Raw genomic sequence first — 21,382 nt, 5'->3', positions numbered from 1 at the left:
TTGATGCGATTCAGCGATTCAACCAATCTGAATTCCATATGAAACAGGGCAGAGGTCGGAATAGTAGTGTTTTTCATTGCCCTTAATAAGCAAGCAATAGGACATAAGGTAGAGTAAAAGCCAAACTCACTGCGAAGTGGGGACGGAAAGCTTCAGATCTCTCTAAACAATCATGGATAGATGGCTGAGCTACCTCGAGCTGGTTAGCAAGCGAGGATGAAACTCATGGCAACAATTACAGGTACAAACGGAGCTGATACGTTAAACGGCACATTAGGGGATGATACGATCACCGGCAAAAACGGTGATGACACAATATACGGTGATGTAGGTTCGGGCGGCGGCTCTACAAAAACCGGTGCAGTGTTTGTTATGGGCCAAGATTTCTCGATGAACAGTGGCAATTTTCACACATGGTCGTTCCCACCTACGCTAAATTTCACAGGTTCTACTTCCACAGTTACGTATAAAGATGATGACGGTCAACTGAACGGTGATGATGCCTGTAACGAATACTCTGATGACAAATCCCAAAACGTTGAGATCAATGGTCAAGAATATGGTGTGAACGTTGATTTTAGCCTCAAGTACTGTGATAGCGACGGCAATGTTTATACCTTTGCGATTGTTGACGTGGATCTGGACGGGAATGGTCACCATTACAGTAACTTAGGCGAAAACGGTAAAATTCTTATTCAAATTGATGGTCCGGAAATTACCTCAAGTACCGATCTTAGCCTTGTTCCAAACTCCTTCCAAAACGTTAGTAGCCTAAGCTACGACGATATCACGCAGCCAACTACCGTTGACCCTTCAGTGGGTGGTGATGACACCATTTCAGGTGGTAACGGCAATGACACTATCTATGGTCAAGGCGGTGACGATTATATCGAGGGTGATAACGGCCAAGACAAACTGTACGGTGGTGATGGTGATGACATCATCTATGGCAATACCGCATCGCCAAACTTCGGTGGCGGTGATCCTTTTGTCACCGTTTTCCAAATGGGTAATGACTTCACCATGCCTTCTGGTGGTGAGTTCCACACCTTCTGTTTTCCACCAAAACTGACGTTTGATGGCGGTTCAACTAAAGTCACTTTCCAAGATGACGATGGTGTGTTGAACGGTGACAACTACTGTAACGAATACTCGGATGATAAATCTCAAACGGTGACGATCGATGGCAATACGTATCCCGTAAACCTCGATTACACCCTCAAGTACTGCGATTCGGACGGCAATATTTATACGTTTGCCATTATTGATGTAGACCTTGATGGCAATGGTCACCACTACAATAACTTGAATGAGAACGGTAACCTTCTTCTTCAAATTGATGGTCCGGAAATTACCGACGCGACAGATTTGTCACTGGTGGCTAATTCTTACAGTAATATCAATGGATTGGATTATGCGGATATTGCTGAAGAGCAAACCTTGATGACCAATGATGAAGACTACATCGACGGTGGTGCGGGTAACGATACCATCTACGGTCAATGGGGGGATGATGAAATCCATGGTGGCGATGGTGATGACTTGATCTATGGCGGAACCATTGGCACCCAGACCATAGACTGTGATCCAACTGCGAAAGTCTTTATCTTGGGTGATGATTTCACCACGCCTCAAGGTGGTGAATTCCACACTTGGTGTTTCCCTCCAAAGCTCGCTTTTGATGGGGGTTGCACAGAGGTCACCTTCCAAGACGATGATGGTGTCTTAAACGGCGACGACGTCTGCAACGAATATTCAGATGATAAAACGCAGACTGTTACGATTGGCAACAATACCTACAATGTGAATCTGGATTACACGCTGCAATACACTGACGGTACTAATACCTACAAGTTTGTCATTGTTGATGTGGACTTGGATGGTAATGGTCACCATTATCACAATATTGGCGAAAACGGCAAAATTCTACTTCAAATTGAAGGGCCAGAAATCACGGCTTCAACGAATTTAACATTGGTTGCTAACTCTTACGCCAATATCTCTGAGTTGAAATACTCTGACTTTGCAGAAACCACCAAAACTATTGAAGTTAGTGATAAAGATACGATTCATGGTGGTGATGGTAACGACACCATTTATGGTGGTGACGACGACGATGTTGTTTATGGTGATGCGGGTGACGACATCCTATACGGCAACAAAGGTGACGACGTTATCTACGGTGGGGAAGGCAACGACACCATTCTCGGCGGCCCGGGTAAAGACGAGCTTTATGGCGGTGCAGGGGATGATCTTCTCAATGGTGGCCCTGGCAGTGAAGTGTTGATCGACGGTGGTACGGGCGTTGACCAGTACATTGGTAGTAACGGTGACGACACCTTTGTGTTCGGTCAGGATGATTTTGTCGGCTTAACAACGACGTCAGGTGGGCAAACCATCAATAAGTCGATGTACAACGCGGATAATGGCTTCGATAGAATGCTGGTCAATGGCGATGCCAATGTCGATTTTACGGGTGCATCCTATCAGTCAGATCCAAGCGTCAAAGGCAACGTTATGGCGCAAATTGAAGCCGTGATCGGTGACGATGGCGACCAAGATGTGACAATTAATCCAAACGAGATTTGGGCGCAATCTGATTCGCCATTTGGTGAAGATCTTGGTACGCCTGATGATTGGGATGGATTCGTTGCCCACTTAGGTGGTGGAGATGATTCATTTAACCTTGCAGGTTTACCTTGGAGCTACGATGAAAATGCGGCTGTGAATGCGCCGCTATCAGCAGAAATGATCAGCATCATGGGGCTAAGCAATGCACAAGTGGGTGAGTTAACGGCGTATGTGTTTACCCACGATACGCAAGACCGCACCATCACTGTATGGACCGATGCAGAAAGCGTAACCTTGAATGGCGATGACATTTTCTAAATCATGAAACTACGTAAAAAGGCTCACTAAAGTGAGCCTTTTTTTGTGTTATTTAAAGGTGATGCGACTAGCAACCACCGTCACCACCACAATCACCCGATGAGTTGCTTGTTGCGCTATATGCCATAGGGCCACTTGAGGTCATGTCATTCACACCTTTGCTCGTATTGTATGAAGCTGACCCTAGGTACAATTCACCCTTGATTATTTTCGTTAACAAGGGGCCAAAAGCAGCGGCACCGATAAAAAGAATGACAGCAGACGCGGTGTTGCCAGTGAAGAACAGATAAACAATAACCGCAGATACCAGAATCCCTAATGCGCAGCTAATTACTTTGAACATGATTCGTCTCCTTGAATAATCGACTCATAATTAACAGTATTGACCCTTGATATGACGATGCCAGATTGGCTAACGCTTACATCACGATCCAGTCAGTGATGAAAGCGACAGCTACCATTCTCAGGGCTACTAGCTGTCTATGCGTTGTCGCTTCAACCTTGGTAAACGACGTTAATTCAGTGTTCAGGAGTACCATGGACAAATATGCTCGTCACTCTCTACTCAAGAATATCGACGGGATATCACAACTAAGTGTAATTAATAGGTCAGTCAGATGATTTGCTGGCAACGCATTATTCGGCTGATTGGTTAGAGGAGGCGTTACCAAAAGTGAATGAATCCACTGCTCAAAAACGCCGTATCACCATTAATTCATGGATTCATGCTCAAGGTATAAAAGCGTTGCCGCCATTCTTGATTCGACACCGAGCTTCTTCAACAGGTTTTTCAAATGGACTTTGACTGTTGCTTCCGAAATATAAAGGTGTTCGCCAATTTGTTTATTGCGAAAGCCTTTAGAAACTTGCTGTAAAATCTGCATTTCGCGCTCTGTCAGCACACTCAGTGGAGAGGTTTGGTCCTGTGTTCGTTCCAAAAACGCTTTTACCGTATCGCTATAGGCTTTTTCACCTGTCATCGCGACTTTTAATTGTTCAATTATTTCTTCTGGCTCGCTGTCTTTAAGTAGGTACCCGTCAGCACCAGCCTGCACAATTGCATGAATGTCATTTGGGCTGTCGGAGACCGTCAAAATGACAATGACCGACGTGCAGCCGTCTGAGCGCAATGCGCGCAAGGTATCGAGTCCGGATAAACCTTTCATATTGAGGTCGAGAATGATCAAGTCGGGTTCGTGCCTCTCTGCTTCGGCGATGGCATCGGTCCCCGTGCTGACTTCAGACACATGGCCAATTTCAGGCTCGAATTTTAATAACTGAGCAAGCCCTTTGCGCATTAAAGGGTGATCATCAACGAGAAGTACATTCCATTCAGTCATTGCAAACTCCGGTGGGTTATTTCAACGAGAACACAAGGGAGACGGTGCAACCGTGATCGGGCGATGTCACTATACGCAGATCTCCACCGAGTAACTGCGCGCGCTCCTGCATAATATTTAAACCATAGTGGTCAGGTTTTTCTTCGGCCAACTCAAAGCCGTTTCCGTTGTCGATGATATCCACATACGCAAACGTCTTATCTTGATGACATTTTATGGTTATTTCGTCTGCTTGTGCGTGCTTAATCGCATTCGCACATGCCTCTCTTATTATTTGTAAAATGTGCATTTGACGTTGCGCGTCCATAGACACTGCATCAATGGAGGAAACAATGGAGATCGGAGCTGCTACTTGCATCTGCAGTGTCTTCACCAATTCGTGAAGTGCCAAGCCAAAATCACTGTTTGTCAGCGATAAACGGAATGCATTGAGTAACTCGCGCAGTTGATTGTAAGCAATACCCAATTGCAGACTAATCTCGTTGGCGATTTCATCGCACTCTTGGTTATCTAACAACTTAAGGTGGCGTTTTAGTAAAGATGTTTGGATTTTTAGGTATGAGAGAGACTGCGCGATAGAGTCGTGCAGCTCTCGCGCAAGGGTAGCGCGCTCTTCCATAACGGCAACGTGAGTCGCTTGCTTGTGCGCATGATTGTAGTAAATGCCTCTCGCCATCACAGACGCGAGATTCGACAGCAACACCGTATCCGCCATGGCTACGTCACCTTGCCACTCTAATGCACCCAATGTTTCTCCGTCCAGTTTAAGCGGTTGGGTATGCCACGCTTGTTGGGTTGTTTCACCGGTTTCGATTTCCCATTCAGACAATTTTGGGTTGTTCACACGAAGTCGAAGGGCCTGAACGCCATCAACCTTCAAGGTTATCGCGAGCATTTTTGTAAAGCTTTCACGGGTGAGAAAGCTAGACGATAGTTGAGTAGAGCAATCGTATAACACATTGAGGGCACGATTCGCTTTGGTGAGTTTCTGTGTTTTTAACTCAATTTTTGATTCCAAGTCGGCATACAACTCCTTGAGCTCGTTTGCCATCAGTCCAAAGCTTTCTGTTAACACCCCGAGTTCGTTGCTGCGAGCGGCAGGTAAATCAATGTCAAACTCTCTTTTTTGGATGTTCTGGCTTGCCAGTACCAATTGATTTAACGGATTAACAATGCGTTTTTGGGTGTAGTGAATAAGAAAAATGACGACAGCAAGAATTAGACCCAAGCCAGCACTGCTAACCAGAGCAAGGACTTGCAGTTTGTTTTCTGAGTGCGTTTGTAGCGCAAATACAAATCGGTCTATTTCGTTGACGAAAAGGCCGACTTGCTCAAGATAGAAACTCCGATCTGGCCCTTCAAGATCTGGACGAAGTTTGAGCCACTGTGCAATGAGTAAGTCGTACCTAACACGGATTTCTTCAGGGACCGCAAGGTTATCAAGCAATTGCAATTCGGGCGATAAAAGAGAGGCTTCGAACATCCCGATATGGTCAGCATAGCGCGGTGAGTCAGTCACTATGTCATAAGCGAGTCGATAGCTTTGCATGCGCAATGAGCCAGAGGTATTAACGGCTGCTGCATCGTTCAGACTTGACGCGAGAGTGATAATGGAAAAGCCCGTGATAATGACCGCCAGTGTCAATATGGTTAGCAGGGCGCGTGCGACAGTTGTTGTTACGGACTTCTTAACGGTTGCGTTCAAATTTGGTCTGCCCTTCAAGCGAGTACTTCCACAGTTTTCGTCATAATGTGATTTGCAACAATAGAGTAAATTGATCTAGGACAATACTACCCCCGATCTACCCCCTTAGAGGTATATCTCCTACCACCAGTTCTTTTTACGTTAATACTTAAGCTAAGTACTGGCGAGTAAAAGAGAAACGTAGGGTTGCTCATGGTAGACAAACAACGTCGCTTTTTCCTTAGAAGCAAACAGAAAATCTCACATCAGTCTCTTCCTTGGGTAAAGGATGCGGACGCATTTTCCGATCACTGCACGCGCTGCGGAAAATGCCAACAAGCATGTCCAGAAAGAATCATTGTATCGGGTGATGGTGGTTTTCCAACCATCGATTTTAATAAGGGCGAATGCACTTTTTGTTATGCCTGTGCAGAAAGCTGCCCAGAACGTCTCTTTCAAGAAGAGTCCACAGTGCCTTGGAATCAGACAGTTTCGATTACCTCCCATTGCTTAGCGAAAAATGCTGTTGAATGCAGAAGCTGCGCAGATGTCTGCGAGCCACGTGCGATTCAATTTCAAATGACAAGGGGGAGCGTTGCTCAACCCCTGATTTCAACATCTTCATGTACAGGGTGTGGTGCTTGCGTCTCACCTTGTCCCGTTTCCGCAATTTCAATGGAGCAATCACTTTGAATGAGTATCACGTTAGCAGCCTGATTGTACATGCTGCGGCCGACCAAATTGAGACCGTCAAATCGAGTATTGAAGCGTTTGAAGGGACCGAAGTACCTGCAGCGTCAGAGGCCGGAAAGCTCATCGTGGTTGTTGAAGGAAGCAGCCGATCAATGCTGCTGGAAGTGTTTGACCAAATTAAAGCGTTGCCGGGTGTATTGGCGGCAACGCTTGTATTTCATCAGGTCGAGAACGAAGAGCCTGAATCAGTAATGGAAGGAGAGCGCAATGAACTTAACGCGTAGAAAGTTCCTTAAAGCCAATGCAGCCGCCGCGGCCGCAAGTGCTGCGGGGATCACACTGCCCGTTACGGTTGCACAAGCAGCTGGTAACGATGACCAGGTTAAATGGGACAAAGCACCTTGTCGTTTTTGTGGTACAGGCTGTGGTGTGTTGGTGGGGACTCAAAACGGTCGAATTGTGGCATCACAAGGTGACCCGGATGCGCCAGTTAACCGAGGGTTGAACTGCATCAAAGGATACTTCTTGCCAAAAATCATGTACGGAAAAGACCGTTTAACTCAGCCGTTGCTGCGTAAAACTGACGGTGTTTACGACAAAGACGGTGAATTCGTGCCAGTGTCATGGGATGAAGCATTGGATTTGATGGCAGAAAAGTACGTCACTGCAATTCAGCAAAATGGCCCAACAACAGTGGGTATGTTCGGTTCAGGCCAATGGACGGTATGGGAAGGCTACGCTGCTGCAAAATTGATGAAAGCGGGCTTTCGCTCAAACAATATTGACCCAAATGCACGCCATTGTATGGCATCTGCGGTGGTTGGCTTTATGCGTACCTTTGGTATGGATGAGCCGATGGGATGTTATGACGACCTCGAACAAGCCGATGCGTTTGTGCTTTGGGGCTCCAACATGGCGGAAATGCACCCCATCTTATGGTCGCGTCTGGCTGATCGTCGTCTATCTGCGCCGCATGTAAAAGTCGCAGTGCTCTCTACCTTTGAACATCGCAGTTTCGAGCTGGCCGATAACGGCATGATCTTTACGCCGCAAACGGACCTGGCCATCCTGAACTTTGTTGCGAACTACATCATTCAGAACAACAAAGTTGATAAAGGATTCATTGAAAAACACGTCAACTTCCGTAAAGGCGCGACAGATATTGGTTATGGCCTTCGTCCTACTCATGCGCTGGAAAAGGCAGCCAAGAATGCGGGAAGTGGTGCATCAGATCCGATTGATTTTGATGCGTTCGCAAAGTTTGTCGCTGATTACGATGTCAAATCTGTGTCTGAGCTTTCTGGTGTTCCAGAGGACCAACTTAACGCGTTAGCCGAGCTTTATGCTGACCCTAAAGTGAACGTGGTTTCTTACTGGACCATGGGCTTTAACCAACATACTCGTGGCGTATGGGCGAACAACCTCGTTTACAACATTCACCTATTAACAGGCAAAATTTCTAAGCCGGGTTGTGGTCCTTTCTCGTTGACCGGTCAACCTTCGGCCTGCGGTACAGCGCGTGAAGTGGGTACCTTTGCACACCGCTTGCCAGCAGATATGGTGGTCGCTAACCCGAAACACCGCGAGTTTGCAGAAGATAAATGGCAACTGCCCGAAGGCACCATTCCACCTAAACCGGGCTATCACGCCATTTTGCAAGATCGCATGCTGAAAGATGGCAAGCTCAATGTGTACTGGGTGATGTGTAACAACAACATGCAAGCTGGTCCAAATATCAATGAAGAACGTCTGCCGGGCTATCGCGATCCGCGAAACTTCATTATTTGTTCTGATCCATACCCAACCGTAACAGCAATGGCGTCTGACCTTATTCTCCCTACCGCTATGTGGGTTGAAAAAGAAGGTGCGTACGGAAACGCAGAGCGTCGAACCCAATTCTGGTATCAACAAGTCAAGGCTCCGGGTGGGGCGAAATCAGATTTATGGCAAATCGTCGAGCTGTCAAAACGCATTAAGGTGTCCGACGTATGGCCACAAGACTTGGTTGCGAAAAAACCCGAATTCAGTGACAAGACATTGTTTGACATTCTGTTCGCAAACGGAAAAGCGGACAAATACGGACTTGATGAGATCCCAGCAGATCGCTTGAATGATGATGCGCGAGACGCGGGCTTTTATATTCAAAAAGGGCTGTTTGAAGAGTACGCAGAATTTGGTCGCGGTAAAGCGCATGACCTTGCTCCGTTTGACATGTATCACCAAGCGCGCGGCCTGCGTTGGCCTGTGGTGGATGGCAAAGAAACACTATGGCGTTACGCGGAAGGTTACGACCCTTATGTGGAAGCAGGCGAGGGCTTTGCGTTCTACGGAAAACCTGACAAGAAAGCTGTTATTTTTGCGCTGCCTTACGAACCTGCCGCCGAGGCTCCGGATGAAGAATACGACATGTGGTTATCTACCGGACGTGTTCTTGAGCACTGGCATACTGGCACCATGACACGTCGCGTACCTGAGCTATATCGCGCGTTCCCTGATGCAGTTGTGTACATGCACCCACTGGATGCACGTGCACGCGGTTTGCGCCGTGGTGACGCAGTGAAAGTGGTTTCGCGTCGCGGAGAAGTGACTACACACGTGGAAACGCGTGGTCGTAACCGCGTACCGAAAGGGCTGGTGTTTATGCCGTTCTTCGACGCAGGTCAGTTGGTAAACAAATTGACATTGGACGCGACGGATCCGCTGTCAAAAGAAACCGACTACAAGAAATGTGCCGTGAAAGTCGTAAAGGCTTGATGGATTAGCAGGCCATACGATGAAAAAGCACACGGACCTCACTCAGCAAAAAGAGAAATCAACCAGCCTTTCAGGCGGGTCTGACACCAGTCGTCGTCGATTTCTCCGAGATGCGGCGCGCACTGCAGCAGGGGCGGGAATAGCGGTAACAGTATTGGGTTTGCAGTCTAAGCAAAGCCAAGCACAAAGCGGTATACCGATTCGTCCACCCGGTGCGCTGGAGGAGAGCGATTTTCTCAATGCCTGTGTGCGTTGTGGCTTGTGTGTACGTGACTGTCCATACGACACCTTGAAACTGGCAACACTGCTATCACCGGTTGCAGCGGGAACCCCGTATTTCGATGCGCGGAGCATCCCGTGTGAAATGTGTGAGGATATTCCTTGCGTTGTGGCATGCCCAAGTGGTGCGCTGAACCGCGACCTCACCGATATCACAGAAGCCAGAATGGGTACCGCGGTACTGATCGACCATGAAAACTGCCTAAATTGGCAGGGATTACGGTGTGATGTGTGCTACCGCGTATGTCCTCTCATTGATGAAGCAATAACACTAGAACCCATGCACAACCAACGCACGGGAAAACACGCGAAGCTAATTCCCATGGTCAATGCTGACCGTTGTACGGGATGCGGCTTGTGTGAGCATGCCTGCGTGTTGGACGAGACTGCTATCAAGGTTGTGCCAACCAACTTGGCGCGCGGAAAACTCGGTGAACATTATCGCTTGGGATGGGAAGAGAAAGCGGCGAATGATGGCGAAAGCCTCGTACCTCGTCAGCTGACTTTGCCTATACGCGCACCGTTGGAGGGGAATTGATGGCTAAGAACCTTGCAAAAGACGCTGGCAAAGAGGCGGTTAAACGCTTGGGGTGGTGGCGATCACATCGTTATCTGCTGCTACGCCGAATAACCCAGCTATCTGTGCTTCTCGCGTTCTTCGCTGGGCCAATGTGGGGTATTTGGGTGCTGAAAGGCAACTTGTCTGCAAGCGTATTGTTGGATGTTGTGCCTTTCACTGATCCTCTCATTGCCGCACAAGCGATGGCAACTGGGCATCTGCTAGAGCCAGAAGGCTTAATAGGGCTGGCAGTCGTTATCGGGCTCTATGCCTTGGTTGCACCACGCGTGTTTTGCGGATGGGTATGTCCAATGAACATAGTGACGGATTTTGCAGCGTGGTTGAGAAGAAATCTGAACCTGAAAGCGAGCTTTCAGATGTCTTCATCGATTCGTTATTGGCTTCTTGGGCTGTTAATCATCGGTAGTGGCGTATCTGGAACCTTGTTGTGGACATGGCTGGATCCTGTCTCTGCGCTACACAGAGGGTTGATATTCGGCGTCGGTGGTGGAATTTGGCTGGTGGCTTGCGTCTTTGTACTGGATTTGCTCCTTGTCGAGCATGGCTGGTGCGGACATCTCTGCCCGTTGGGTTCCACTTATGCGCTGATTGGTCAAAAGAGTGTTCTGCGTGTGGCCGCTGTTAAGCGAAGTGCCTGCACAAAATGTATGGATTGTTTCAACGTCTGCCCTGAACCACATGTGTTAAGGCAACCACTGAAAGGTGGAGATGTGCGAGTGATGGACAGAAATTGTATGAGTTGCGGCCGCTGTGTCGATGTGTGTGCCGAACAAGTTTTGGAATTCAGAAAAAGATTTGGAGCCGAAAATGAAGAGTAAAAAAGCGGTTTCTTTGCTGTTGTCTGCACTTATTGGTGTGGCCGTTTATGCAAATGTCGTGAGTGCAAATACTGAAAACGTAACAGAGGAGGCCGTTGTTGTTGAATCATTGCGCGGCACGACAGGAATAGAAGAAGCGAATGTTGTACCGGACATTAAGAATGTCCCAAAAAATCAGGAGCGAATTGCGCTTAACTATGTCAATCAGCCACCTATGATCCCTCATTCAATAGACGGCTATCAGGTGAATCAGGCGAACAACTCGTGTTTAGAGTGTCATGATGTTGATGTTTACCGTAAAACGGGAGCACCTCGTATTAGCCCAACTCACTTTATGGACAGAGATAATCGCGTGTTGACGGAAGTCTCAGCGCGTCGATATTTCTGCCTACAGTGTCATGTGCCGCAAGCGCAAACGGATGTGTTGGTTGAAAACGACTTTGTTCCTGCTGGCAAGTTCGGTCAGTAAGGGGGAAGGATGAAATTACCAAACTTCATACAACGCGGATGGAAGTGGTTTAGAACCCCAAGTCATTTTGCGATCGGTACTGTTCTTATTGTGGGTTTTGTTGCCGGTATTATCTTCTGGGGTGGTTTTAACACGGGTATGGAAATGACCAACCAAGAAGAGTTTTGTATTGGCTGTCATGAAATGCGTGACAATGTCTATGAAGAATATGTCGGCACGATTCACTATACCAACCGAAGTGGTGTGAGAGCGACATGTCCTGATTGTCACGTCCCGAAAGAGTGGGGCCCGAAAATGGTGCGTAAAATTCAGGCCAGCAAAGAGCTTTATGCTAAAGCCTTTGGTATTGTCGAAACGCCCCAAAAATTCGAAGACCACCGATTAGAAATGGCAACACGTGAGTGGAATCGAATGAAAGCAAATGACTCGCAGGAATGCCGTAACTGTCATAACTTTGAATACATGGATTTTAGCGTTCAGAAAACGGTAGCGGCGTCAGTACACGACAAAGCTGAAGAAGCAGGACAAACATGTATTGATTGTCATAAGGGTATCGCGCACAAGTTGCCTCGAAATCATGATGCAGGGAAAGATTTTGGTTTCTAAGTGGTAGATGCTAGAAAATGAAGGCCAGCGTGAAGCTGGCCTTTTCGTCTACTTACTCTGCACGTTTCCAAAGCATGTGGCAGAACTTTTGCTCTGGGTCACGGCTGATCAACATGCGAAGTAAAACATCATTCAATGTGTCATTCGCTGCGAGTCCGATTCGAACTTCAACAAAGACGTCACGGTCCACATCAAAGCCGACCAAGTTATCCCAATCGTCTAGTGCATCAACAGCAATACCCGCACCTTCTTCATCAAAGCGAGCTTGATAAGCAAGCAGGTCGTCATAATCCAGATTGTCTTCCGCCATTTCGTAGAAAATATCGAATGCGGTTTCCAGCGTTTCATCAATCGAAAGCAGGGAAGTTTCCATGATTTCTTCACCGAGTAGTTCTATTTCATGTATTAGACCATGTAAATGGGGATTTCCCAATGACGATTAAAGGTATCCCAACAGCATTTGTTGGGTGAAGTGTGAATTTTCACTCAATCTAAACTGGTTGGTTGAATAAACAGCCATTAAAATAGAGCCTTAGCTGAACGTATTTTTTAAACGCAGGAACCTAATTTGTACCAAGCGCAACCTCGCCGAGGCTTATTACCAGAGCTCGATAGTCAAGCTCCTCTCCAAACCGACTTTGTCGCGCCAGTTGCGAATGGTCTGCGTCAAATCAGTGCCGTTTTGGAAGAGGTCATTCACAGTATTTATCTCTCTGGTGATGTGGCGAGAAGGGCCGCCGAAGAAAAATCGGATTTGGAGTTTACGCTGGTCACTAACCGCGTGCTAAACGTCCAAGAGTATTCCTCGCTGAATACCATTCGTTGGCGTATCGAACAATCCGGTGAAGCGGTAAAGAGCGTCTCACTAAATGTGGTGCCTCTGAAAGACGTTACCAATTTTGCCAATATTTTCCGCTGGGGCTTTTTCCTGAAGCATTGCGCTATCTGTTTGAAAGGCGATAACTTGGCTGACAGCTTCGGGCACTTTGAAGTGAGTTGGGAAGTTTCTAAAGCTATGAATGATGATTTGCAGCCAAGGTTAAAAGAGTTAAGGCAAAAAATTGCACTGGCGACGAAATGGGGGACTCAGCTTGATGCAGCAGAAGAGGTCGCCAAACGACTCATTCGCGCAAGTTTCGGTTTGGTCGCATACAAAACCCACTCTTGGGAAGAAAATTTAGAACGATGTTCTGCGGCCTTTTTAGAACACTACCCTGAAAAGTCTCTTGAAATTGAAAGACTTTTCTATTTGATTCAGCGTAAGCCTGTTAAAAAACGCGCGGTTGTCGCGCTGATGGATGCCTTTGGTGCATGGGTAAGCGAGGAATACGCAAAAATCGATCGTAAAATTGGATAATTATGCATTTTCCTGAGTTGTTCCTTCCTGTCGATAAAACCCACGTTAACTCACTGATATATTCGTTGTATATGGAACTGAAAGTAACAGTTCATTAACAATTAACTGGTGGTTTTTGTGTGAAAAGTAAACATAAATAGATGATATGGGCTGCTTTTAGCATTTTATTCAATATAAGTGACTAATTATTGTTTACATGCGCTTTTTGATGTTTTAACCTTGCGCTCAATTAGTCACTTTTAGTGAATATCTATTTCTTGCCCTCGCATTGCTCAGGAAGTATCGCCATGCAGAAGACATCTAATATTGTTAAAGACTCATCGTCGACACGGAATGTGTTGATGTTTGCCATTCCATCGCTACTGGGTATTTTGTTATTCATGACGCCTGTAGTGACGAGTGGTGGTTTCACTATTCCTATTGCTGTTCTAGCTAAAACGTTCCGCAACGTGATGGGTGATCATTCCACGTTGATCGTTACTGCGATTGTTTTGATCAGTGCAATTGGCTCATTGCTTGCGTTGGCGACAAAGCCTCGTTTTATCACCGAATCTACGTTTTTAACTGGCCTATTTTTACCTTCCCCTGTTTGGCTGGTGGTGCGACTGCTAGGTTCTGTGTTTGTCTCAATGGCGTATTTCGGCTTTGGTCCAGAGCATGTTGTTGGTGGCGCAACGGGTGGCTTCGTATTGGGTGACTTGCTGCCAACGCTACTTTCAGTGTTCGTCTTTGCGGGTCTTTTCCTGCCTTTGTTGACCAACTTTGGTCTGTTGGAAATGATTGGCGCGTTCATGACGCGTGTTATGCGCCCTTTGTTTGGCTTACCAGGACGTTCAGCAGTTGACTGCGCAAGCTCTTGGTTAGGCGACGGTAGTGTTGCAATCCTGATGTCGAGCAAGCAATACGAGCAGGGCTACTACACAGAACGTGAAGCGGCTGTCGTGGGTACCACGTTCTCGGTTGTTTCTATCAGTTTTAGCTTGGTTGTTATCGCTCAAGTGGGTTTGGAACATATGTTTGTTCCGTTCTATCTGACGGTATGTTTAGCGGGCTTTGTTGCTGCTATCGTTGTTCCGCGTTTGCCGCCACTATGCTGGAAAAAGAACACCTTGGTTAACGGTGAAGAGAAAACGTTTGAACATGAAGCATTGCCAGAAGGCGAGACCTTGTTCTCTTACGGCGTGAAATCAGGCATAGAGCGTGCGTCTCATATTCGTTCGCTATCTGATGTTTTAAAAGAAGGCCTAGAAAACGCAGCAGATATGGTCTTTGGTGTATTGCCAGTGGTTATGGCAATTGGTACGTCGGCTCTTATCATTGCTGAATACACGCCAATTTTCACCATTCTGGGTATGCCTTTCGTTCCACTTTTGGAACTGCTGCAAATCCCTGAGGCAGTTGCAGCGTCAGAAACCATGCTTATTGGTATTGCTGACATGTTTATCCCAGCGGTTCTGGCGGCGAACATTGATAACGAAATGACGCGTTTTGTTATCGCAACACTGTCAGTAACGCAGTTGATTTACATGTCTGAAGTGGGTGCCTTGTTGCTTGGCAGTAAGATCCCCGTGAAAGTCTGGGAACTGGTGATGATTTTCATCCTGCGTACTCTGGTTACGCTGCCAGTTATTGCTGGTGTCGCACACCTGATTTTCTAAATAGCTCTTTCTTTTTAAAAGCGGTCTTTTGACCGCTTTTTTTTGTGCCAGAAATGACCAATTCCTTATCGGTAGAATACCGTTTCACCTTCTCTTAAACGCGACCCAGATTTCTGGTTCCACGTGCGTTGTTGCTTCCACGTCGTGTTTATAAATCAATTGGTTCACATAGCCTGATGTGAATACGTCTTAGGGCGAGGTGTGCTGATAAATCCCCTTCATCTGCGCGATTTCAGCCGTTTTATGCGAGAACCAATATATCCATAGAGAGTATTACAGCATCAAACTCATGAATATGCGTGGCATTGCACATTTTGGCTCTATGAACGGAATGGTTGAGTTTGTAATATTTTGTTTAAGGAAATATTGCGGTAATGAAAAAAATAAAACGGCGATAAAACGCCGTGTTACAACAATAGATTACAATCGAAATTCGTCAGTTCGACTCTATAAAATAGCGTTATAAAGGCTTGGATTCCCTGATCTTGCTTTTTGCCATAGCAAAAGTGAGTTTTAGGCTATGAGGGAAAATGTTTGTAGGCCGAGCGCTAACAAACGTCGATGTTTCGAGATGTAGGTTAATGAACAAAAAGGTATTTTGGGCAGGTATGCTCTTGTTTTCCGCGTCCGCTAGCTCCCATGGGTTAGATGATGTGTTGTCAGAATGTGCTTCTATTATCGGTAAATCAGCGCGTGTCTCTTGCTACGATGCACTGGCAACAAAGTTAAATGTTGTGTCTTCTAATACAGTTTCTCGTTCTCACATTGCCATGGGGAATTGGGCGTTGTCTGAGATAATGAGCCCGATAGATGACTCTGAAACGGTGACGATTCGCTTAAGAGAATTACCGGGAAAGAACAAGTGGCGAGAGGCGATAGACCTAGTAGCTCGATGTCGAAATGGTAAAACCGAACTCTATATTTCTTGGAATAACTTCCTAGGAGGGGAGGCGCATGTTCTTACGCGTGTGGGCAATGAGAAAGCCGTCGGTGCGAATTGGCAGCTCTCTGGTGATAAGCGTACAACGTTTCACTCTCAGCCAACATCCTTTCTCAAAACGATTTCTACCTCAAACCGATTAGTGGCTCAAATAACGCCGTACAATGAAAACGCGATCACCGCTATTTTCGACACAACTGGGTTAGATAACGCAGTAATGCCGATTCGTAAACTGTGCCAGTGGTAGCGGGTTGTATTCGGTGGCAACCCGCTCTGGAGCAGCATGGTAAATTCTAGACTCATCTTCTGTATTAACGTCGACACGTTGATTCTGTGAAACTGCACTGTATTTTGATTCAATGTTGCTGACATAATTCGTCGGTCGACTCTTCGACAATGGCTTAAATGCAGGAAGGACAATAACAATGAAAATAATCTTGCTACACGGCTTATACATGCATGGCATTGCAATGCAGCCGTTGTGTGGTCGTCTTGAAGATGCAGGGCATCGTGTGTTGAATCTGTCTTACAACACTGTGTCTCCCGATCTGAGTTCGCTATTTTCTGACATTGACGATTTTATTGATGGAGAAGAAACCGCGATCGTTGCGCATTCGATGGGTGGCGTTATAACACGAACGTACTTGGAAAACGGCAGTGAAATGAGTGCGTTCGTGACTAAGGTGGTAACGTTGGGAACGCCCCACAAAGGCTCTCAAGTGGCAGCATTTTTTAAGAATGTAGGTATTGGGGACTTCATGTTTCAAGACTCCAGCAAATACCTGTTACCGGAAAACGAACCGACATGGCCGAAGGGGTCGGAACTTTACAGTATCGCCGGAGATCTTTCGATTGGGCCTGCGACAGTTTTGAATCACGGAGAGCCGTCTGACGGCACGGTTTTGTTAGAAGAAACGAAGATTAATGGCATGTTCAGTCATGAAGTTTTTCCACTGACGCATACCGCTCTGATCTTTGCTAAGCGAATCAGTGAACGGATAGAAGAGATTTTGGCCTGAATGGCTGTGAAAAAAAGGCGGACATCATGTCCGCCTTTTTATTTATAAACATAAGATTAGGTTGTCAGAACCGTAATAAGCTTACCGACGGTGACGACTCTGCCCACTTGGCGATGAAGCTGCCGTCTGGATCGTATTCACGCGCCAGTTTGTCAATGTCCAAAGGCAATAGATGCTCCGAGTCTGCGCTGACCCCTGACAGGTATTGCCAGTTGCCGTAATTTGTCGCCACATCAAAATCAACGAGCTGTTGCTCAAAATAGGCAGCACCAAAACGCCAATCAACGTTCAATGTGTTGACTAAGTAACGTGCAACAATTTGCCTTCCTTTGCTGGACATATACCCGGTTTGGTTAAGTTGGCGCATACAGGCGTTGACGAGCGGACAATCGGTCGTGCCTTGCTCCCATGCTTTGTAGTTTTCACAGTAGAAACTGGTGAGTGGGCGTTTTTTCTTTATACCGTCAAACGCAAACATGTTTTTACCGTGAAAATGCATCATCCACTGAAAGTACTCTCGGTAAAGCAGTTCTGAATACATCATTTCAGTAGACGGACTTTTACCGTAGCGGTATTCATAGTTATCGAGTTCAGCGGCAACCGTTCTAACTGATAGAGTTCCGTTTGATAGCCAGGCTGACAAGCGAGAAGAACACTGCCATCCATCAAATCGATTGCGCGTGTCCTTGTAGTTCTTCAAACCCTGAGTTTTCCAGAAGAACTGATTGAGTTGTACGAAACCTGAATCTTCTCCTCCATGATAGGGCGTTAAATCGTAAACGAACTCTTGGCCTCCCCATAAATCGCGGCTTTCGTCGATGGCTGGCGGAAGTGAATCAGGCTTTGCAATAGGGATGCAAGGTAGAAGGTTTTGCGCACTGATCGTTGCTTTAAATTCGGCGAATGATGCAGGAAAGTTGTCTTTCGTAAAACTGATTTGGTTCTTAATAAAAAGGGTAAAGCTTTCGCTAATCATCACCTCGCAGGGTAAGATTTTTGACAGATGACCGAGTTGCTGCCGTTCGGTAAAGCCCGGATGCTCTGTCGTGGCAACAAGATCAATTTGGTGCTTTTCACATAGCTTGGGAATAATTTCCAATGGATTGCCGACCTTCACAACCAACCTTTGCTTTGACTTTTTGAGTTCTTTTTCAAGGGCACGGAGCGATTGATAGAGGAACTCTTCTCTGAATCGTCCGAGATGGCGCGATTGAAAGTGATTGGGTTTGAACCAAGAAGGGTCGATGACATAAAGCATGAGTGCCTGATTGCATCGTTTTGATAGCGCAACGAGTGCCGGATTGTCTGCCAGTCTTAAGTCGTGTCTAAACCAATATAGCCCATTCATTCCGTCTCTCCTTAAAAACGATGATTGATTATGAGCGTGAGATGTAGCGTTGAACTGGGACAATACCTCCCTAAGTTGAATACGCTTGAGCGCGTACAATGGATGAGAAAGAGGGTGTGAGTGTTGCAAGTGGAGACATGTGACTCACAAATAAAGCGTAGCACCGCAGTACGGTAAGCAGGATGACCAAAGCGCGAAATGTGTAGAAGATCAAACCGGTGGTGGATTTCTGGGCATGAGAGTTGATGCGTAATGCTTTTCACATATTTAGGTATTGATACTTAAGTTAGCGTTCAGGTCAGCCATATTTGGTGTGGTTCGGTGAATGTCTAAAACGCGCTAGGAGTGGGATGTCAGCCTTTTTTACGGTTTTAGAAGGATTGTTGTCAGCGAAGACTGAAGGTTGAGTCAACTTTCTCTATATTGGGCAATCATGTCGTAAACAAATGTGGAGTTAGTGTGGTTGAGGTTCATTTGTCTACATCAGTCCGGAGAGCACTCATCGGTATCTCTGGTATTCGCGAAGAGTCTGACAATGGCACGTTTTATTTCTCTCAATACGGGCGTCTATTCGGCATCGTCGATGATGAAGGCATTGCCTTAGTTGTCGGGGAAGAATGTCTTGAAGAGGCGTTGCGTCGCCCTGGGGCAAAGCTGGAACATGCTGGTGGGAAACGGTGCAAAGGCGTTGTCAAAGTGGCTGCGGCGAATTGTACTGAAACGGATTTGGACTTTTGGCTACTTCTCGCACTGCCGACAAATCAGGGAACCATTGACCCTATAACATTCCATTAATGCACTGTCAGCCTTGCTTGATGCGAGGCTGACAGCACATCTTTAATGCTAGATGTCTATTTTGCCGCAGTAGAGTAAATCGTCCATTTCATGACGACGCTTTCTTCAGAAGCTACCACACTCGCTGTGACACGACGGCTAAGTATTTCCGTCTGACGTTCGGACTCTGCTTTAACCGGCTCATTTTCTCCAAACCCTATGATAACAATACGGTCAGCGGCTACGCCTTTGCGCACCAAAGCCTGTTTTACTGCGTTAGCTCGTTTTTTTGATAACGCGAGATTGGCCTCAACGCTACCAACTGGGCTGGCATACCCTTTTAACTGAACATGTGTTTGGGGAAAGCTCTTCATAAAGCGAGCTAATTGGTCAACTTCGCGTAAAAATGATGCAGGTATACGTGACGAATTATTAGCAAACAAAATATGAAGGTTGTCTCTCGCGCTTAACTCAAGAACTTCGGCGCATCCTTCATTGTCAATGTCAGCACCCACAGGTGTGCCAAGGCAGGCATCACGTTGATTTATAACTCCATCGCCGTCTGAGTCCTTCAAATCAGCACGTTGCTGGGCGACGGGAGGAGGATCCGCAGACAATGAACAGCCTGCGGTAAAAAGAAGCGTCATGGTGACGGCTAGGATTGCTGATTTTTTGAACTTGGCTAGGGTTAGCCAAACTGCGTTCATCATTCTTTATCTCCTTCATTATTTGAGCCGTAGACTGAAGTTTGCCATTCCTCTGGCGTTTCCACTCTGAGTTCTGAAAGTAAAAGTCCAGTCGCGTTTAGCACCCTGTAACGGGCTAATATGCCCGAGAAATGGGCATCAAGGTACGACCGACGCGCATCAAACAGTTCGTTTTCTGTGTTCAATAAATCCAGCAATGTTCGGCGACCGATAAGATATTGCTTCTCATAGGCAACCAGTGTGTCAGAAGCTGCATCCACATGTTGTTGCAAAAAAGAGGTTTGCTGATCGGCGAGCTCTTTTGCGGACCACGCTAAACGGGTGCTTTCTTTGAGTAATCGATGGGCATTGTTTCGAATGTTTTTGGCTTTATTGATTTGATAGGCAGCACTGCGCGACTCTGCGGCATCACTGCCACCGTTGAAAAGGTTATATCTCATTCTCAACATTGCTTGGAATTCGTCGGTGTCGCCCGGTGTTCCGTCTAGCTCTTCACCCCATTCTTGTGATGCTTCTATGGTAAACGTGGGGTACATATCGCCTTTGGCTTGGTTGTATTGATGTTTTGCAGCGTCGACATCATGGAGGGCAACTTTTATTACAGGGTTACTTTCTTTTGCTAAGTTCAGGGCCTCAACCAGAGACGACGGTATAAATAGGGCATCGACAGCAGGGGTGACAAGTGAATCTGGCGATGAACCAACTATCTGTTCAAATTCTGTGATTTTGTCATCTAGGTTACTTTGAGCTGCGAGCACATTTGCGTGAGCTTGTGCAAGACGGCCTTGTGCTTGAGTGAGGTCTGACGATGAACTTACGCCACTATCAGCGAGCTTTTTAACATCTGCAGTGATTTCTTCATGAGTGGTCAGGTTAGAGTGAGTAAGGTCAAGAATTTGTTGGGTTCTCAACACTTCAAGGTAGACCTCAACCACACTCAGTGCGGTGTCCTGAGCATCAGCAAGAAGTTGGTAACGTTGGGCTTCGGCTTCGGCTTTCGTACGTTGTATATCGTTGTAGGTGATAGAGCCGTCCCAAATCAATTGCCTCAGACTTATACGCACATCGCGTGGGTCATACGTTCCTTTATTGCTGTCGTTGTTGTAGTCCGAATATCCAATGCCTGCTTCTAGATCTATAGACGGAAGGTACCCTCCTGTTGAAACGTCGATATTTTCATACCGGCTTTTGTATTCGTTATAAGCCTCCTTGATGAGCGGATTTTGCGTCAGAGTTGTCGCTACCGCTTGTTCCAATGACTGGGCATTTGCAGATAGCGAGGGCAGTAACAATGCCAGTGCGAGGGTTGCATAACCAAAAAGTTTGATTACGTCCCTGTTGTGTTGATGACGATGCAATGAGTGAGATAGGTGATTGGCTAATCGCCTTCTCTTATGGGATGTTGACTTGGTCATGAATGCTCCCTGAATGCCTACTAATTATTCGTTGTTGCAAGAACCTTGGTTA

The 21,382-nt window shown here is 46.5% G+C and carries 20 protein-coding genes and 1 riboswitch; of the genes, 13 read left to right on the top strand and 7 right to left on the bottom strand.

What is annotated here, in order from left to right; all coding sequences use genetic code 11:
* Positions 1 to 109 precede the first annotated feature (109 nt).
* Positions 110 to 197, top strand: a riboswitch (cyclic di-GMP riboswitch).
* Positions 198 to 225: 28 nt separating this feature from the next.
* The gene (locus LRP49_RS06615; RefSeq protein ID WP_274141088.1) at positions 226 to 2,889 is read left to right on the top strand and encodes a calcium-binding protein; all 2,664 of its coding nucleotides are present in this window, start codon (positions 226 to 228) and stop codon (positions 2,887 to 2,889) included.
* A gap of 67 nt (positions 2,890 to 2,956) precedes the next feature.
* Here LRP49_RS06615 and LRP49_RS06610 read toward each other — a convergent pair whose 3' ends face one another.
* From LRP49_RS06610 to narQ, 3 genes are all read right to left on the bottom strand, one after another.
* A complete protein-coding gene (locus LRP49_RS06610; RefSeq protein ID WP_274141087.1) occupies positions 2,957 to 3,232 on the bottom strand; it encodes a hypothetical protein in 276 nt (91 codons plus the stop codon).
* Between the two features lie 367 nt (positions 3,233 to 3,599).
* The gene (locus tag LRP49_RS06605) at positions 3,600 to 4,229 is read right to left on the bottom strand and encodes a response regulator (RefSeq protein WP_274141085.1); all 630 of its coding nucleotides are present in this window, start codon (positions 4,227 to 4,229) and stop codon (positions 3,600 to 3,602) included.
* Positions 4,230 to 4,245: 16 nt separating this feature from the next.
* Positions 4,246 to 5,952 carry a nitrate/nitrite two-component system sensor histidine kinase NarQ gene (narQ, locus tag LRP49_RS06600; protein ID WP_274141083.1) on the bottom strand — a complete coding sequence of 569 codons (1,707 nt, stop codon included), beginning with the start codon at positions 5,950 to 5,952 and terminating at the stop codon, positions 4,246 to 4,248.
* 174 nt (positions 5,953 to 6,126) lie between these two features.
* Between narQ and napF the strand changes: the two genes are divergently transcribed.
* The 7 genes from napF to napC are packed head-to-tail and all read left to right on the top strand — an operon-like array spanning position 6,127 to position 12,112.
* Complete coding sequence (gene napF / locus LRP49_RS06595; protein WP_274141082.1) at positions 6,127 to 6,606, top strand: ferredoxin-type protein NapF; 480 nt, start codon at positions 6,127 to 6,129, stop codon at positions 6,604 to 6,606.
* Positions 6,603 to 6,890 (top strand): chaperone NapD, encoded by a 288-nt coding sequence (locus LRP49_RS06590; protein ID WP_274141081.1) that lies wholly within the window; start codon positions 6,603 to 6,605, stop codon positions 6,888 to 6,890. Before napF ends, LRP49_RS06590 begins: the two co-directional genes overlap by 4 nt.
* The gene (napA, locus tag LRP49_RS06585; RefSeq protein WP_274141079.1) at positions 6,874 to 9,360 is read left to right on the top strand and encodes a nitrate reductase catalytic subunit NapA; all 2,487 of its coding nucleotides are present in this window, start codon (positions 6,874 to 6,876) and stop codon (positions 9,358 to 9,360) included. Before LRP49_RS06590 ends, napA begins: the two co-directional genes overlap by 17 nt.
* A gap of 19 nt (positions 9,361 to 9,379) precedes the next feature.
* Positions 9,380 to 10,177, top strand: coding sequence for a ferredoxin-type protein NapG (napG, locus tag LRP49_RS06580; RefSeq protein WP_274141077.1), 798 nt, complete (start codon positions 9,380 to 9,382; stop codon positions 10,175 to 10,177).
* Positions 10,177 to 11,037 carry a quinol dehydrogenase ferredoxin subunit NapH gene (gene napH / locus LRP49_RS06575; protein ID WP_274141075.1) on the top strand — a complete coding sequence of 287 codons (861 nt, stop codon included), beginning with the start codon at positions 10,177 to 10,179 and terminating at the stop codon, positions 11,035 to 11,037. Before napG ends, napH begins: the two co-directional genes overlap by 1 nt.
* Positions 11,027 to 11,506 carry a nitrate reductase cytochrome c-type subunit gene (locus LRP49_RS06570; RefSeq protein ID WP_274141073.1) on the top strand — a complete coding sequence of 160 codons (480 nt, stop codon included), beginning with the start codon at positions 11,027 to 11,029 and terminating at the stop codon, positions 11,504 to 11,506. Before napH ends, LRP49_RS06570 begins: the two co-directional genes overlap by 11 nt.
* 9 nt (positions 11,507 to 11,515) lie before the next feature.
* Positions 11,516 to 12,112, top strand: coding sequence for a cytochrome c-type protein NapC (napC, locus tag LRP49_RS06565; protein WP_274141072.1), 597 nt, complete (start codon positions 11,516 to 11,518; stop codon positions 12,110 to 12,112).
* 52 nt (positions 12,113 to 12,164) lie between these two features.
* On the opposite strand, the gene LRP49_RS06560 is transcribed toward napC, so the two are convergent.
* On the bottom strand, positions 12,165 to 12,485 hold the full coding sequence (locus tag LRP49_RS06560; RefSeq protein ID WP_274141071.1) for an HI1450 family dsDNA-mimic protein: 321 nt from the start codon (positions 12,483 to 12,485) through the stop codon (positions 12,165 to 12,167).
* Between the two features lie 195 nt (positions 12,486 to 12,680).
* On the opposite strand from LRP49_RS06560, the gene LRP49_RS06555 reads away from it, so the two are divergent.
* The 4 genes from LRP49_RS06555 (at position 12,681) to LRP49_RS06540 (ending at position 17,086) form a co-directional block, all read left to right on the top strand.
* Entirely contained in the window at positions 12,681 to 13,469 is a 789-nt protein-coding gene (locus LRP49_RS06555; RefSeq protein ID WP_274141069.1) for a hypothetical protein, read from the top strand.
* A gap of 287 nt (positions 13,470 to 13,756) precedes the next feature.
* Positions 13,757 to 15,127, top strand: coding sequence for a YjiH family protein (locus tag LRP49_RS06550; RefSeq protein WP_420791525.1), 1,371 nt, complete (start codon positions 13,757 to 13,759; stop codon positions 15,125 to 15,127).
* A 581-nt stretch (positions 15,128 to 15,708) separates the two neighbouring features.
* Entirely contained in the window at positions 15,709 to 16,314 is a 606-nt protein-coding gene (locus tag LRP49_RS06545) for a type VI secretion system-associated protein TagO (RefSeq protein ID WP_274141067.1), read from the top strand.
* 178 nt (positions 16,315 to 16,492) lie between these two features.
* The gene (locus LRP49_RS06540; protein WP_274141065.1) at positions 16,493 to 17,086 is read left to right on the top strand and encodes a PGAP1-like alpha/beta domain-containing protein; all 594 of its coding nucleotides are present in this window, start codon (positions 16,493 to 16,495) and stop codon (positions 17,084 to 17,086) included.
* 64 nt (positions 17,087 to 17,150) lie between these two features.
* Here LRP49_RS06540 and LRP49_RS06535 read toward each other — a convergent pair whose 3' ends face one another.
* Entirely contained in the window at positions 17,151 to 18,434 is a 1,284-nt protein-coding gene (locus LRP49_RS06535; RefSeq protein WP_274141064.1) for a DASH family cryptochrome, read from the bottom strand.
* Between the two features lie 459 nt (positions 18,435 to 18,893).
* Here LRP49_RS06535 and LRP49_RS06530 point away from each other — a divergent pair, with 459 nt between their 5' ends.
* Positions 18,894 to 19,229 carry a hypothetical protein gene (locus tag LRP49_RS06530; RefSeq protein WP_274141062.1) on the top strand — a complete coding sequence of 112 codons (336 nt, stop codon included), beginning with the start codon at positions 18,894 to 18,896 and terminating at the stop codon, positions 19,227 to 19,229.
* A gap of 56 nt (positions 19,230 to 19,285) precedes the next feature.
* On the opposite strand, the gene LRP49_RS06525 is transcribed toward LRP49_RS06530, so the two are convergent.
* Both LRP49_RS06525 and LRP49_RS06520 read right to left on the bottom strand, forming a co-directional pair.
* Positions 19,286 to 19,918, bottom strand: a complete 633-nt coding sequence (locus tag LRP49_RS06525; RefSeq protein WP_274141060.1) for an OmpA family protein — start codon at positions 19,916 to 19,918, stop codon at positions 19,286 to 19,288.
* Positions 19,915 to 21,330, bottom strand: coding sequence for a TolC family outer membrane protein (locus tag LRP49_RS06520; protein WP_274141058.1), 1,416 nt, complete (start codon positions 21,328 to 21,330; stop codon positions 19,915 to 19,917). Before LRP49_RS06520 ends, LRP49_RS06525 begins: the two co-directional genes overlap by 4 nt.
* Between the last annotated feature and the right edge of the window lie 52 nt (positions 21,331 to 21,382).

Origin of the sequence: Enterovibrio qingdaonensis, assembly GCF_028683135.1 — a bacterium.
Lineage (GTDB): Bacteria > Pseudomonadota > Gammaproteobacteria > Enterobacterales > Vibrionaceae > Enterovibrio > Enterovibrio qingdaonensis.
This window is presented reverse-complemented; position numbering and strand designations above follow the sequence as displayed.